Origin of the sequence: Sphingobacterium sp. CZ-2, from assembly GCF_004526235.1 — a bacterium.
Taxonomy (GTDB): domain Bacteria; phylum Bacteroidota; class Bacteroidia; order Sphingobacteriales; family Sphingobacteriaceae; genus Sphingobacterium; species Sphingobacterium tenebrionis.
In genome coordinates, this window is record NZ_CP038159.1 from 939,672 (window position 1) to 955,351 (window position 15,680).

Below are 15,680 nucleotides of genomic sequence, written 5' to 3' on the forward strand. Positions count from 1 at the left end.
AAATAAAAGTCGCTTCAAATGAAGCGACTTTTTTTATGTTCGAATACCAACCTTAATTCGGCCAGTACACATCATGACGTTTGTAAGGTTTATTATTACCCTTATTGTTTTTGTATTTCTTCTTTTGCTGTCCAGGGGCATAACGTTTAGCAGATTTACCACCATAACGTTTCTTCGCTTGTCCTGGAGGAACATGACCACGGCGATGATCACTCACATAACAAGAGCTTACACTGAAGGCCATCACCGCTATTAGAATTAATCCCATTAATCTCTTCATATCTTATTATTTCTTGTTTCTATAGGTGTTAGACCAAATACTAAGCCAAAAGTCAATTCTATTTAAAAATTAATGAGTTGAAAGAAGCTATTCAGATCTTGATTCTTAAAATGAATTCGCCCAATCAAATTGATTTCAGTGGGTTGTGAGGATTTTCCGTTTATCTCCAGGTAATCCAGTTTTTCATAACTCGGCACGAAAGCAAAGTATTTTCCGATCAATGGACTGTTCTTATAATAAAAATGGAAAACCCGGTCAGATGGCACTAATGTTTCCTCCTGGCCTTGCTGCTGTCCAGCTGTAGTTAAATTTAAAAGACCAGCATGTTCCGATTTATGGAATTTATAGAATATCTTTTCAGGAACTAAGGATAGTAAATGTGGTGATCCCATGATGTTTAAATGGATATCCGGAACCTGAGTTTCATTTAAGGTCTTCTTTTCGATCATTTCAAAATTATCATCATAATCATAGCTGACTATCGAATCTACCTGTGTGATTTCCTTGTTGGATATCCGTAAGCTCAAATAATTCCCTAGATAGTTTGAAATGCTATCCAACGGTGTACTGCTGGTTGAATCGCTCAATAAGTTATTCAAATTAACCATGGCACCTAAATCATTATTGATTTCCAAATGCACCAATAAGGAATCGTGCGAATCAGTCTTCAACTTTTTGGTAGCCTTCGGAAACCGATAGGAATCGGAAGCTAATGTTCCGGTCAAGGTTGCTGTACCAGCAGAGAATTTGAGGCTAAGGTAATTCTTCCCCTCTCCTTGCCAGGTCATATCGCCCAGGTTACTGTTTCTCTTTGCATCAAATCGTTCCTTTGCATTTACCCAATCCTGTTGATCATCTTGCAGTAAAGCTTTCATAGGTTCCAGATTTCCTTGATTTTCTTTCCCTAACCCTACGACTAGCTTGGTATCCGACAATAAAATACGCAGATCGCCTTTGGTGAAAAACAATTCATTGGAAGCAGACAATCCTTGCTGTGCCTCCATGCCTAATTTATCTGTTAAAAACTGTTTTGCCTTGGCAAAATTAGAAACCCTTAAAATGGTGTAATACGTTGATTCTCTCTCAGGCAAGGAAAAGAAGTAGAGATGCCCAGGAACATCAATCCCCATACCCCATATTTTCACTTTATCAGCAGAAGTGCTATCTTTTCCTTTCGAACCATAATAAGCATTCCAATTCATCAAAGAGTTACTTCCCATCTTTAGCAAAAGGTTATCCACTTTGATATGGAGCATGGCCTGAGAATCTTTCGGAATCCTGATCTTATCCGCCTGATTGGCCCTAATGGTTCTTAATACAAAAAGACTTATGGCGATAACCACCATAAGTCCTAAAATAACATAAAGTATCTTTTTTAAAATTCGCATGGAATTAGTCTTTAAACTTCAAGGTTAATTTATTGATGGCATCCACCATAAAACTCACCGCATTTGGTTTGGTTTTCGGGAAATCAACCCCAATTTCAAAACCTGCATTATTACCTTTCACTTTTTTAGAAACAAAATAAAGGTTGCCATATTGCGACAATTCATTGATCGTTTCTTCTATATTCCGGTGAATAGGAATGTCCAACTCCTTCACCAATGAAGGAACTTGTTTTGCATTGAACACCAGGGAAACTGGGTTATTCTTCACAAAGGAAACAAAACTTGCATCGCCTTTCCCGCGGAAAGTTTTGGATTTGATATCCTTCAATTTCTGTAAATCATTGGATAAAAATACTATTCCTTTATCAATTAATAAATAGGGTTTTATGCCCGATCTGTCGTTTATTTTTAATTCAAAAATACCACCATGGTCTTCAATGGAATTTTCCGATTTACCTACATTGATAATCTTTTCAAAAATACGGGTATCATCCGAAGAGAACATCCATATAAATTGAGGCAAAGTTTCCATTTTCGTGCGCTCTACCTCGGTATAATTATAATCATCATCGTATTGGTAATCCTTATATTTCACCTCTTGTTTGGTTACACCATTCACAACGAATAGATTATCGCCTTTGATTACTTTACCAAGAGCTTTTTCATCCAAGGTCACATCAGCGATGGTCGCAAACAGATCGATGATATTACCTACCTTATCGCCTGCCATATTACCATATACTTTTTTAACCAGACTTGGCATATGCTTGATGTAAGCCTCCGAGTTCATGTTCAATGAAATAAAACCCAACGCATTTGGATCTAAAAATTCAAAAAACTTAGGATTGAACTTGTTTTTATAGATATCCTTAAAATATTTCGTCATTTCCTTGTCCAGGCCAAGGTCTCCTACGAATTTCAACTGAGGACCATCAACGATCAAACTTCCTGCTAAAGATTCATAGCCATAATCGAAAATTGGCTTAGCACCAAATGTTCCGTAAAATAGATCCATTGGATAATATAGACTATAGAATTCATTAAAGTTCTTCATTTCTAAACGCATCAATTCATTATCCTTCATTCTGGAGAAAGTTTTTGACTTGCTATAACCTATCTTACCGTCCAATATTTGCGTAAATCTTTGGTTGACCCATTGAGCCATCAAGACATTCTTTACGGAATCATTATGCTGAGATACTTCGGCATACACCTTATAATAATCATCCTGATATTCATCACGTTCCAAAACCGAATCTACATAAGCATATTCATCCTCTTCTATTTCAGTTCCTTTAGCTGGAGGAGAAGCCGGCGGAACTATAAATTCTTCTCCTTCTTCGAATTCAACCTCTTTGATTTCACCTTGCTTAACCGGTGGAACTTCGACCGCAGTAATAGTCGTATCTACATAAACCGTATCTGGGTAAGCTTCCACGGTAGTTGCTGCTGCTGCATCATCATAATTATATTTAGGATCTTCCTTTAGGCCGTATCTTGTTCTGATCTCCTCCTTATTAAAATAATTGAACATAGGGACAGCACCCAGAAAATAAAGGGTATTGTCATCCCAGGACATCCTTAATGTACCGTCTGAGGTATACATGGTTTTCAGGCCATCTACCGTCTGTATTTTTTTATCTTTAGGCAGGACCTCTTCTAATTGCGCTACATTGGCTATTGGAAACAATGCCCCGATGTATTGAACACTATCCGTGATCTGGGCATGGATATAGGCCTTGGAATTCAGGTCAAGACCCAATTCTTGGATGTTCTCCTTACTTATCTTATTCTTTTTTCCGAAAACATTATCAAAGAACCCTATATTCTGGAAGATCTTATTCACTTCAGCTGCATCCACGTGCTTAAAAAAAGCCTTTCCATTCATCGCCATGACTACTTGAGCTTCCTCAGGAACCTTTTTCAATAAGTCTTGGGCATGAATCATGTTGCTCCATCCAACCGTCGCAAGAACAGCGACTAGTCTAATCATTTTCATATTATATGTATTAGGGTTAATGTTTCTATTTTAAAACGATGGTATTCGTCAGGTCCACCTTTCCATTGATCAAATCAGGAATATTGACCTTTAACATCACCGCCTTCTTATTTGGTGATACCTTCGCTAGATTATTCTGTTGTTTTGCTACCAAATTCTCAAAACGATAGATACTTGTATAAAAGGCCTGTCCGAAAGATTGCCTATTTTCTGGTCTTAATTTTTCGAATTCCTTCTTTCCTTCCGTACTGTGTTTATAATTTCTTTTCAGCGTTTTAGATCCGGCATCATAACTATAGCTGGAATAACTGTTTATCTTCGCTTTAAAGTGCTTGGATAAAGTGTTGGTATAAGCATTCAAGGCTTGCACATTCTGGAAATCACAGCTGATGCTGGCAATATAATTGTCAAAATCCAAACGCTGCTTAACATTGCTGATTCCAGGGGTGTTTTTTAATAGATTGACGATGACTGCCATTTCCTTCCTTATTTCCGCCTGATTTGGGATCTGGATACCATCAATTTTATCCAATTTCATTAAGGAAGCCACTTTGGTTTTACTTTTACTGAGGTTCAAAGTTCCTTGGATAGTGCCGGAACCATTGGATTTCATGTTGATTTCTTCCACTACATCAAAACAGGATGTTAAGCAAAAAATGCTCAACAGACAGATCATAAAATGAATAATACGCTTCATATTTTCTTTAAAAAAATAGCAATAATAAACTGGAGTAAACCTAAAGAATTTTATTGACTAGACTAATTAATAGTTTGTTCAAATTATATAATAAATACAATATCCTGCTTAATACAAGCAATATGCCACAATTCTGTGAATAATTAGTTATTTATTTACAAATCTTTAAAGGCAATAAATGAAAATAGGCAGTACCCTAATAATCAAGGTACTGCCTATCCATTAAATAATTATTATTTAATAATTATATTTCTCAACTGATTTAATTTGGTTATTACCTTCCGTAAAGACCAATGTAGGTTGATAAGTTTCTGCTTCTTCCGGACTAAGGTTTATGAACGATAAAATATGTACCGTATCTCCTACCTTAGCATGCAACGCCGCCCCACCGTTCATACATACCTCTCCACTACCCCGTTTTCCAGGCAATACGTAAGTCATGATACGACTTCCATTTACTGCGTTATTGATGTAAACCTGCTCGTATTTCACAATACCTGCTGCATCCAATAAATCAGCATCAATGGTAATCGAACCATTATAGGCCACGTTTGCCTCTGTAACTTTAACTGTATGAATTTTCGCTTTTAATAATTTTAATTCCATAGATTGTTTACTTCCTAAATAGATTGTTTGATGGCCTGATCGGCCAAATGAATTGTTAAAAATATAATTTCTTTCTGATTTTGCTTAATGATATGTTTGTGATAATGCACATGGTAAGAAAATTCAAAAGGCTTTTCCATATCCAAGTCTTCATCCGCCTGTGCCATTACCTGATATTCCGTTTCTCCTTTCGCATTGTATTTCCTGATCTCATACCCAAAACTCTTTTCTTGGAGATAAAACCAACTGCCTTCACCTAATCCACCTAACCAAGTAGCCTGTTCAGGGACATGCATGGGCTTGTAAGGCTCATCAATATACCCTAAAATATTATCATCTGGCAAGGATTTCGCATGGGAAGAGAAAAAATTAGGCTTCAATAAACCGATCTGGAATTTTAAGGATTCCCAGCGGTTCAGCTTCCATTTCTCGATTACATTCCTTTCCAAAATAACTATTTCATTATCCTCCACCGCATTAACCACATTACTCGTCGGGCTTGCCTTGATGTTTTCCGGATACAGGATCTTCTGGATTCGCTTATCCTTTGGCTTCATACCTTCTACTAAGATCTGTGCCACATACCTCGAACAGGAATTGTTTTTTGCAGCCAATGCTCCATATAATATAGGCCCTTGATCCACCAGATCTTCCGCAAATTTTACGGCCTTTTCAAATGAAATATGATAGGAAACAGAACATAACAGTTTTCCACCACCATGGGTCGCAGCTTCTTTCGCCCTTAATTCCAATAAGATAGCATTCAGATTTTGCAATTCGCCATTTTCATCAAACTGGGCTTTTGTGTCTATTTTTAATCGCGGATCGAACTCGGCAGATCTTGCTCTACCATAGCCCCTAGGTACAATATACCGACCGAAATCGTAGTATTTGATCAAGCCGGATTTCCGTTCAACCAATACGATAGCTGCATGCCCAACTTTAAAATTCAGGTTCTTTACCACCCCTAATTTCTTAAAGAAAGACATCCATAATTCATCACCCCTGGCCGTTTGATCTGGCCAGGCAAGTGGTATGGCTATATCATTGTATCGTTGCATCTTTCCGCGCTACCTTTGCTTTTGAAATCCAATAAAAATCTTTGTATAGTTTTTCCAGATACCGATCGCCGTAATCCGGAAACAAGAGCACCAGATTATCCGTTGGCTTTAAATCCATGGCTCCTATATGCTTATCCAAGGCAGCCAATACGGCAGCACTCGAATAGCCTAAAAGCTGGTTGAATTCCAGTGCAAATTCATGTGCCATTTCTTTACTGGCCTCCAAAGAGACCTGAAATACACGGTCAACTGTGTTCACATCGAACGACCCAGGAATAAAAGTCCTTCCGATACCTTCAATGGAATCAAATTTAACCTCCATCTCTGGCAGTTTCTGTTGGATCAGGAAATGCTGATACACCGAATTATTAGGCTCTACGCCAAAAACCTTGATGCTTGGGTTCATTTCTTTAAGGTATCTTCCAACCCCGGATATGGTCCCTCCAGTTCCCATCCCGATCAGCACATGGCTAACTTTACCTGCTGTCTGATTCCAGATTTCAGGTCCCGTAGTTTTATAATGTGCTCTGATGTTGGATGAATTATAATACTGGTTTGTAAAATAGGCATCTTCGGTATTTGCAGCATATGCTTGGGCGAGGTATTGGGTTGATTGAAAATCATGCAATCCATTCGAATTCTCACAAACAACCACCTCTGCACCATAGCTCTCCAAAACCTCTATCTTCTCCTGGGAACAGGACTGGGAAACAAAAATCTTACTTTTATAACCCATCTCTTTGGCGATCATCGCCACACTGATCCCTGTATTGCCACTGCTTGCCTCAACGAATGTGCCCCCTTTGGGAAGCCTATTTTGTTTGATCGCTTCTTCCATCATGAATAATGCAACCCGGTCTTTGGCTGATTTCCCTGGATTATGGTATTCCTCTTTTATAAAAATATTGACGCCATAACGCGCTGATAGTTCAGTGTGTTTATGGAGTGCTGTATTTCCAATCTTTTCTCTTAGCAAAGTCTCTCCGAATTGAATGATGTTTCCTGTTATTTTTTGGTTTCTTGTTATTATTTATAACGATAAGATACCCGTTTTTATTTCTAAATAAAACAACTACCAAGCCAAATTGTTGAAGGAAATGGCTGAAATGGTGTTAATAGGCTAATTCTTATCAGAAAAGTTACAATTAAATATTTAAATTTGTTGGAAACCGTAACAATATGAAACCAAAATCAATCATCATAGCTGTACTATTAGCGTTGCTATTGCTTATTTTATTCAATAATAAGGAAGAAGCGACTTTTTGGTTATTTACAGAGATCAGGACTTCTAAATTGATCATTCTTGGGATATTCTTTTTGATGGGGGTAGCCGTTGGCGGGATATTATTCCGCAGGAAGGCAAAACACCCGAAAGAGTATGGAGTTTCGAATCCGAATGTGGGGTATTTGGCGCCTGAGGATGAAGAGTTTTTGAAGGATGAGAGAGATGGGTTATCTGATGATGATAGGGAGTATATCCGTAGGGATTAGGTGGTTTAATTGCACAGCCCCCGTCATTGCGAGGTACGAAGCAATCCTAAGCGTCATTGCGAGGAACTTCCCCCGTCATTGCCATTTAATCGTCATTGCGAGGAACTTTCCCCGTCTTTGCGAGGAACGAAACAATCTTCCCGCATGTCATGCTGAGCGTAGTCGAAGCATCTGTGCGTAGACCAATGTACAGATCCTTGGAATCCGCTCAGCATGACAAAGGTCAAAGATTGCTTCGTCGTACCTCCTCGCAATGACGCGGAAAAATCATTTCCATTCCCATATTTTTTCAGGAGAATCCGTAAATATTCCCCTACTATTCCCTCAAAAATTAATGCTTTCAAAATGAGGAAGTTTAGAAATTATTTAAAAATAACTTTACAATAAGTTTGCAATTTCAGGTGAAAAGTCTACCTTTGCATCACTTCAAACAACGAAGTGGTTCTTTTAAACAAAGAATTCCGATTCCGTAGCTCAGCTGGTAGAGCAATACACTTTTAATGTATGGGTCCTGGGTTCGAGTCCCAGCGGGATCACAGAAAAAAGCAACTCTTTTGGAGTTGCTTTTTTTTGTATTTAGTAGTTAGACCAAAGGCGCCATGCCTAAACTATTTTTAAATATTATTTCGAAGAAGATTCCATTTAATTGGATATTTTAAGCATAAGTATCTATTTCGCATACTGGTAAAGAAAATACCTTCCATAAGAACTCAATTTTCTTATAGTTAGCTTCGAAGTAAAACCATAGTGAAAGTATACTAAAAGTATGTAAAATGTATGCTTTACATACTTCCCGCCCACTTCCACCCTGCTTTAACCCTACTTAAACCACGATTCTAACCCAAATTCAAACATATTTTGAAGACATATCATAGAAGCCACTGGGAGAAAATGGATAATATCCGTCAAGATTTCCTGCTTAATCCACAAGTTTTGCAAAAAACAAAGCTATCATAAAGATTACCAATAGAAAATGTAGATAATTTGTATATACCATTGTAAGTAAATTGCAGGATTTGTTGACTCATCCATCATATAGATTCGGTTCTTTCTTCATATTCTTGTAAAAACAAGTAATCATGAAAATAGGAAGGAAATCAATTTCAAATTTTGGCGGCATTTTATGGCTCGTTTTAATCTCCTTAAGCACTATCGCATTCCAATCTTGTAAAAAAGATAAAGACGATATTGAAGATGAAGATCTAGACCAAGTTTGGGGAGGATCTGAACGACCGTTTCCTATTTATACCATTGATGATGCCACCTATATTGTTAAAGAAGATGGGACGCTTTGGGCAAGAGGACGAATATTTAGTACTTCCCCTGGTGTAAATGAAGCCGGATATATACAATTAGAAAGCAATGTAAAGAAAATTGCAAATGCTCATAATGCGGAGCGGCTATATGTACTCAGAAAAGACAATTCCGTATGGAGATCACCTGTTTTACCAAGTGATGAAAAACCCGAATTTGTTAATCAAAAAGCTACGGAAAAAGTAGCAGACAACGTAAAAGATGTAGTGGAGGGCCAGTATTTCGCGGCACTATTGAAATATGATGGTACGGTTTGGGCACTTGGGAAAAATTCAAATGGTCAATTCGGATTAGGAACTGCTAGTGATCAAGAATTACCGCTTACCCAAATTGCCAGTGGTGTAAAGCAAATTGCTGTAGGATTTAATACTATTTATCTTTTAAAAAATGATAACTCGCTATGGTCTGCTGGAGATGATAATTATGGCAAACTAGGCTATCCTACCGACGGAGACCAACGCACTTTCGGGAAGGTAATGGAAGATGTGAGAATTGTGCGTGCAAACGGAAATAATGTTATGGTCATTAAAAAAGACCGCTCAGCCTGGTCTTTCGGCACCAATGCCAATGGTACCCAAGGCATTGGCGTTAGTCCGAGTGGCAGTATTGAACCCATCTACCCCCACCGAATTGCTGATCAAGTAAAAGAGGTCTTCCCTATGGGATATACCTGTTTTTTTCTTAAAGAAAATGGAACGCTTTGGGCATCCGGCACTAATAATTATGGGCAAATGGGTATGGCTACACCAGATCGTAGCCTTATTTTTATCCAGATAGCGGAGAATGTAACTTACATGTCGGCACACAATTATAATCGCCATATTGTAATACTGCAAAACGATAAATACATGATGACCGGTCGCAATGCTTTTAAAGAAATTCAACAGTCAGCCATCCAAAAATTCACTACTTTTACAGAATTCGAAATGCCGTAGAACTAATCGATTAATACCAACAAATTGAAATGAATAATTTTACCAAAGCAGAAAATATCTTGAGTCAAATTAGTGACAAAACTAAACTTGGCGACTTAAGAAAAATTGCAAATGACATTAAAAGAGACCATGAATTAGCTTTGGAGCTGTGGTCATCAAAGGTGTTTTTAGCACGTCAATTGGCAATTTTAATCATGGATAAGAAGCAACTATCTCCAGAATTTATTGATAAGTTGGACAAAGATATAATGCAACATAATGAAAATGAAAGGATTCAATTAATTGACTGGTTAATGGCCAACCAATTATCAAAGGACAAAAATACAATTGCATTAATGAATACTTGGGAGAATAGTCCATCTTCACTTCAGAGAAGGGTTTATTGGTATTATCAAGGTCGCTTACGTTGGGTTGGGCAAAAACCGACTAATAGTCAAGAATTATTATCAAAAATTGAATCACGTATAGATAAGGAGGTATTAGAAGTGCAATGGGCCATGAATTTCACGGCAGGTTGGATAGGTGTTTATGAAAAAGAACTCCGAAATCGATGTATTGCACTTGGTGAAAAAACTGGCCTTTTCAAAGAAAAAACAGTATCCAAAGGATGTACTCCGGAATATTTGCCAGAGTTTATAAGAATAGAAAGTAACAAGCGGAATTTATAATTCGCACATGATAAATACTACATCAATCCCAAATCCTTAACCTTTTGCAATAGGTTCACCGTTTTATTCACATTAAATTTCTGAAGAAGATTTCTTCGGTGCGTATCCACCGTAGCTGGGCTCACAAACAACAGTTCTGCCATTTGTACAGAACTTAAACCTTGTGCTAAATAATTAATTACCTCCTTTTCCCTGCGGGTAAGGGCAGGAATTTCCTCCTTCGGATTTACCTTGCTTATCGCCATAACTTTTTGAGCGGCTTCGCCAATATAAATCCCACCAGCGGCTATATGCGTAATAGCCCGCACAATCTCCTCCATGGCTGCACTTTTTAACAGGTAGCCCGATGCACCATGCTGCAACATCTGAAGCATCATATTCCGATCATCCAGATTACTCAAACCTAAAATGAGTAAATCGGGATAGGCTTGTTTTATTTCCGAACAAACCACCAACCCATTACCATCAGGCAATTGAATATCCAAAAGCAATACATCAGCCTCCAAAACCTTAAGCAAATTCCGGAGTTCAGTTAAACTGGCTGCAGCCGCAAGCACTTCAATTTCCTTATGTGGTAACAAATAGCTACTCAAACCCTGTGTAATCAACGGATGATCATCACAAATAATCGTACGAATCATATTTTAAATTTGGCATGTAATCATAAAATTGGAACCTTCTCCTATTTGGGAATCAATATTCAATTTTCCACCCAAGGCAATAACCCGATCTTCTAAATTATGAAGACCCATATTTCTTCTTATTTGGTTTGGATCGAAACCCTTGCCATCATCTTCCACCTCAATTAGCACAAAATTATCCTCCACTCCTACTTGAACAAGGATCTTAGAAGCATCCGCATGTTTCACCGCATTGGTTATCAGTTCCTGTATAATACGCAATAAGGGCAACTCTATATTGCTGTCCTTTAAGGATTCCAATCCTCGAGCATAAAAATTGATCTTAGTTGAAGTGGATTCCATCTGCTGACAAAAATGTCGAATGGCTTCCTCAAAACCATCATTCTTCAAAACGATTGGTTCAAGGTTATGTGCAGTTTGTCGAAGTTCTAAAATCACTGCCCCCAACTGTTCGGTCACTACCGCTAAATCCATTTGATGATGGGTATGTCCATCCTGATGATGTTTACCTTGATGGTCCCGAGCAATACGTTCCACATTCATTTTTAATCCCGTAACCTGTCCGATCAATCCATCGTGCAAATCCCGAGCAAGCCGTTTTCTTTCCTGCTCCTCTCCTTCAATTAATGCTTTTGCCACATCGATTTCCCGCTGTTGTTTTAACAATAGGGTTTCCTGTATCGTTCTTTTCTTTCTAGCGTTCAAGGCATACCAAATCCAAAGTCCAATCAAGCCGGCAAGCACAAGACCCGAAATCATGAAGGTTCGGTTTAATAGATTTCTACTTTCCAATAAGTTGATCGCTTGTTCTTTTTCAGCCGTACGATATTTTGTTTCCAGCACAGCCATCTGTTTTTTGAAGTCTAATGCCCCAAGGCTATCACTCAAGACTTTATATTCACGAGTCCAGCGATATGCCTGTTCAAAATTCCCCAAACTAGCCTCCATTCCCGCAATCTCATTGATCATCACCATCCGGCTTTTGCTCATCGTACCACGGGGATCTGCTAATAGCTCCGAAAGTTCCTTTTTTGCTGAAACCATATCTCCTGCTTCCTTATAAGCCTGTGCTTTCTCGTATTTTAAGGCAAATTTGTCCCAATACAGATTATATTGATCTGCTAATTTCATGCCTGCAGAAATTGCCTGTTGCGCCTCATCAAATTTCTTCTCTTTGATAAGAATCCTGGCCTTATTCTTATAGAATAGGGCTGCTAATTTTTTACTCGGCAATTTGTTCAATAAGATTTCCGATTTCTCCAAGACTTCTTTACACTTATCCAATTTGTTCTGCATATAATAGGTGTCGAACATATTATGATAAGCCCAAAGCAGGTTTTCGGTTTCCTGTTCAGGAGATTTTACCAAACTTATGGCCTTAAAATAATATTCTAATGCTTTTTCGTATTCCTTGTGGTTATAAAAAAGCATTCCGACATCAGTAAAATAACTCATCAATAAATCTGAATCCCCAGATTTTAAGGCATAAGGAATACAATGTTTGATGGTGATGTCTAAAAATGCTTTATCATCATCTTTTTGTTGTTCCAATGCCCCATAATTATGCCATAACTTTGCCCTGTACCGATAGGATTCCTTAGTATCTATTTTCTTAAAGTATTTTTCGGCTTGCATGTAAATGGCTTGGCTCTTTGGGTTATTATTGCCATAATAAAATCCTGCCTCGTAAAATAAATAGATGCCCTGCAACAAATCCTTTCCACGGATCAGCGGCTTAGCCTGAAGAAGATATTTTTTAGCTTGTAAGGTATCCTGATAAGACCAATAATCCGATAGTTCCAACAAAGCCTTAAAACGCTGTTCTTCCGTTGTCGCATCCTTCAAGGACTTATCAAGTTGCTCAATTTCCTGTCCCCAAATGATAAAATGGACCAAAGAGAAGCATAGCATCAAAAGATAATTTCGAATCATTTATTTGCAGAAGATGTATAATTAGTGCTTATAAAGATAACCAAAAAGCATCTACCAGAAAACAGGTAGTAAGAAATACGCCTTTTTAAGGATTGACCTAGGTTATGGATACCGTTATTTTTGTTTTAACACAAAAAATATACAGCTATGAAAACACACAAAAGAATATTCGTTGCCCTCTTCGCCTTTGCTTTATGCCTATTTTACAGCTCCTGTAGCAAGGACGAAACTACGGATCCCATTGATAAGGACTACAAACAGATTTACGAAGAGAATTTTAACGGTGGTAAATCTGATTGGTTTACCGGAACCTATAACAACAATACGTATAACGTATCTATGGCCAATGGTAAATATATCCATAAGCTAACTGCCTTTTATTCTAATTATGCCTTTATGCAGCATAATTATTTTACCGACCAGGAGAAGAAACAGTTGATGGAGACATCACTCCAATTAACAAGTGGAAACGGCGCGGCTTGCATTGTTCTAAATGGAAAGCAAAGTGCGGTAGCTGGTCAGATTGACCAAATCTACCTGTACATTTCTAAGAACCAATACTTCTCCATTGCTAAAATTAAGGATGGAAAATCAGAGGTAATCTTAAATTGGACAGCTCATGAGGCAGTTGATATCACTAAACCGGCTACCTTTACAGCTGAATTGGAAGGTGGAAATCTTAAACTTGCGATTAATGGTACGGTAATTCATACTTGGAATAACAGCGGGATAAATACGTTAAATGCAATAGGATTAGGACTTGCCCAATGGGAAGAGAATTCAGGATCTAGCAGTACAACCATTGAGTATGATTATTTAAGGTTGTATGTTGTTAATTAAGTAAACATTTCCTTTTAGAAAGGGATTATGGATATAAAATTTCATAATCCCTTTTTTTATAGAACATTCTCAGCAATACGCTGGATTACAAGCATTTTTGTAATTTTAAGAAAAGAAATAAATGAAAGTTTATTCCATAAGCGATATCCTACCGCATTTAAATCCATCTATTGGTTATTACATCGGCGTATTTGAAGATACCCCCGACCCTATTTTAGAATGGCCACACAGACACGATTTTTATTCCTTGGTCTGGTTCACAAATGGTGAAGGATTTAATGTAATCGATTTTAAGGAATATGAAATTTACCCAGACAGAATTTTTTCTATTAACCCTAAACAGATCCATAATTGGAATTATTCCATTGACAGCTGTGGATACTTTATTCTTATTGATGCCCCAAATGCAAAACAATTAAATGTTGATTTTAATTACCCCTTCCTTGATCTATTGCAAGAAGACATTCCTTTTATAAAGGAGATTTTTGATCGCATGCTCTCGGGAAAAAATCAATTATCAGGTATTTCTTATTTACTATCCCTTTTACGACCTAATATAGCTTTCAGCCCAACTTCAAACTCTGTTATTTCAGATTTTAAAGAACTTATTTCCGAAAATCTTGATAAAAACCACAGTATAGATCAATATGCAAATGAACTTGGCATTACTTCAGGACTATTGAACCAAACCTGCAAAGATGAAACTGGCCTTTCAGCAAAGCAATTACAACTGGAATTGAAAATTACCGAAGCCAAAAGATTGATGTTATATTCGTCTTTAAACACCAGTGAGATTGCTTTTAAGTTGGGATTTGAGGATAGTTCCTATTTTGCTAGAATCTTTAAAAAGAAAGCTGGTCATACTCCTACCGGATTCCGAGAAAAGTACCTAAAAAATAATATAAAGTCCTAACCCTGTGGCCAATTCATAGCCTAATTTTACTTCTAAAAAAGATGAAATTAGTAGCCATCCTTTCGCTTTTAATATGGAGTATAAATGCAAGCGGACAAACAGATAAAATTATGATTCAGTCTGAAAGGTATAAAATGGGTTTGGAAAAACTCAAAGAAATAGACGGTGAAGCCGGAGAACATGTTATCAATAGTTTGGCCGATATATCGCCTGATTTGGGTAAGTATATTGTTGAATATGCCTTTGGCGACATCTATTCAAGAGAAACATTGGATCTGAAATCAAAGGAAATTGCTGTAGTGGCTGCATTGACTGCCATGGGTAATGTCCAACCACAATTAAAGGTACATATAAATGGGGCTTTGAATACGGGAAGTACAATCAATGAATTGAAAGAAGTGATCTTACAGATGTCCGTTTATTCGGGTTTTCCAAGTAGTATTAATGGGATGAATGCCCTTAAAGAAGTACTATCAGAAAGACAAGGAAAAGGGATAAAAGATAATTTAGGAAAAACTGCAAATGTGAATAAGGTATCAGATCGTAAGAGTTTAGGCGAAAAGGAATTATCGGCTTTAGATAGTCTGCAAGTAGAAAAACTTAAAAACACGTATGATGATTTTTCACCCGAACTGGTTCAGTTTACTCTTGAATATGCCTATGCTGATATTTTTTCAAGAGATAATTTAAGTAAAAGACACCGGCAGATAGTTACCATTTCAGCCTTAACAGCCTTGGGAACAGCCCAACAGCAGTTAAAATTCCATATAAATGCAGGGTTAAATATCGGATTAAAAGAGGATGAAATAAAAGAAATTATGCTGTTGATGACTGTTTACTCGGGTTTTCCATCAGCCATCAACGGCCCAAATGCTTTGAGGGAAGTTTTAGCAGGAAGATAATGACTTTCTTTTA

The 15,680-nt window shown here is 37.5% G+C and carries 15 protein-coding genes and 1 tRNA gene; 7 read left to right on the forward strand and 9 right to left on the reverse strand.

Translation table 11 applies throughout. From position 1 onward, the window contains the following. Positions 1-52: 52 nt before the first annotated feature. From E3D81_RS04265 to E3D81_RS04295, 7 genes are all read right to left on the reverse strand, one after another. Entirely contained in the window at positions 53-280 is a 228-nt protein-coding gene (locus E3D81_RS04265) for a hypothetical protein (RefSeq protein WP_099367517.1), read from the reverse strand. Between the two features lie 62 nt (positions 281-342). Next, the gene (locus tag E3D81_RS04270) at positions 343-1,668 is read right to left on the reverse strand and encodes a hypothetical protein (RefSeq protein ID WP_134776534.1); all 1,326 of its coding nucleotides are present in this window, start codon (positions 1,666-1,668) and stop codon (positions 343-345) included. A gap of 4 nt (positions 1,669-1,672) precedes the next feature. Then, a complete protein-coding gene (locus E3D81_RS04275; protein ID WP_134776535.1) occupies positions 1,673-3,667 on the reverse strand; it encodes a hypothetical protein in 1,995 nt (664 codons plus the stop codon). A gap of 25 nt (positions 3,668-3,692) precedes the next feature. Next, positions 3,693-4,364, reverse strand: a complete 672-nt coding sequence (locus E3D81_RS04280) for a hypothetical protein (protein ID WP_134776536.1) — start codon at positions 4,362-4,364, stop codon at positions 3,693-3,695. Between the two features lie 237 nt (positions 4,365-4,601). Continuing rightward, positions 4,602-4,970, reverse strand: coding sequence for an aspartate 1-decarboxylase (gene panD / locus E3D81_RS04285; RefSeq protein WP_099367513.1), 369 nt, complete (start codon positions 4,968-4,970; stop codon positions 4,602-4,604). 14 nt (positions 4,971-4,984) lie between these two features. Next, positions 4,985-6,031, reverse strand: coding sequence for a DUF6695 family protein (locus E3D81_RS04290; RefSeq protein ID WP_099367512.1), 1,047 nt, complete (start codon positions 6,029-6,031; stop codon positions 4,985-4,987). Continuing rightward, complete coding sequence (locus E3D81_RS04295; RefSeq protein WP_167554227.1) at positions 6,015-7,007, reverse strand: PLP-dependent cysteine synthase family protein; 993 nt, start codon at positions 7,005-7,007, stop codon at positions 6,015-6,017. Before E3D81_RS04295 ends, E3D81_RS04290 begins: the two co-directional genes overlap by 17 nt. Before the next feature lie 203 nt (positions 7,008-7,210). Here E3D81_RS04295 and E3D81_RS04300 point away from each other — a divergent pair, with 203 nt between their 5' ends. The 4 genes from E3D81_RS04300 (at position 7,211) to E3D81_RS04315 (ending at position 10,439) form a co-directional block, all read left to right on the forward strand. Beyond that, positions 7,211-7,522, forward strand: coding sequence for a hypothetical protein (locus E3D81_RS04300; RefSeq protein WP_099367510.1), 312 nt, complete (start codon positions 7,211-7,213; stop codon positions 7,520-7,522). Positions 7,523-7,985: 463 nt separating this feature from the next. Further along, positions 7,986-8,058, forward strand: a tRNA-Lys gene (locus tag E3D81_RS04305). 543 nt (positions 8,059-8,601) lie between these two features. Then, complete coding sequence (locus E3D81_RS04310) at positions 8,602-9,771, forward strand: RCC1 domain-containing protein (protein ID WP_134776538.1); 1,170 nt, start codon at positions 8,602-8,604, stop codon at positions 9,769-9,771. Between the two features lie 29 nt (positions 9,772-9,800). Next, entirely contained in the window at positions 9,801-10,439 is a 639-nt protein-coding gene (locus tag E3D81_RS04315; RefSeq protein ID WP_134776539.1) for a DNA alkylation repair protein, read from the forward strand. A gap of 17 nt (positions 10,440-10,456) precedes the next feature. On the opposite strand, the gene E3D81_RS04320 is transcribed toward E3D81_RS04315, so the two are convergent. Beyond that, complete coding sequence (locus tag E3D81_RS04320) at positions 10,457-11,080, reverse strand: response regulator (RefSeq protein WP_134776540.1); 624 nt, start codon at positions 11,078-11,080, stop codon at positions 10,457-10,459. A 3-nt stretch (positions 11,081-11,083) separates the two neighbouring features. After that, entirely contained in the window at positions 11,084-13,012 is a 1,929-nt protein-coding gene (locus E3D81_RS04325) for a sensor histidine kinase (RefSeq protein ID WP_134776541.1), read from the reverse strand. Between the two features lie 147 nt (positions 13,013-13,159). On the opposite strand from E3D81_RS04325, the gene E3D81_RS04330 reads away from it, so the two are divergent. From E3D81_RS04330 to E3D81_RS04340, 3 genes are all read left to right on the forward strand, one after another. Continuing rightward, complete coding sequence (locus E3D81_RS04330) at positions 13,160-13,852, forward strand: hypothetical protein (protein ID WP_134776542.1); 693 nt, start codon at positions 13,160-13,162, stop codon at positions 13,850-13,852. Between the two features lie 121 nt (positions 13,853-13,973). Further along, positions 13,974-14,765, forward strand: coding sequence for a helix-turn-helix domain-containing protein (locus E3D81_RS04335; RefSeq protein ID WP_134776543.1), 792 nt, complete (start codon positions 13,974-13,976; stop codon positions 14,763-14,765). Between the two features lie 41 nt (positions 14,766-14,806). After that, a complete protein-coding gene (locus tag E3D81_RS04340; RefSeq protein WP_134776544.1) occupies positions 14,807-15,667 on the forward strand; it encodes a carboxymuconolactone decarboxylase family protein in 861 nt (286 codons plus the stop codon). Positions 15,668-15,680 lie beyond the last annotated feature (13 nt).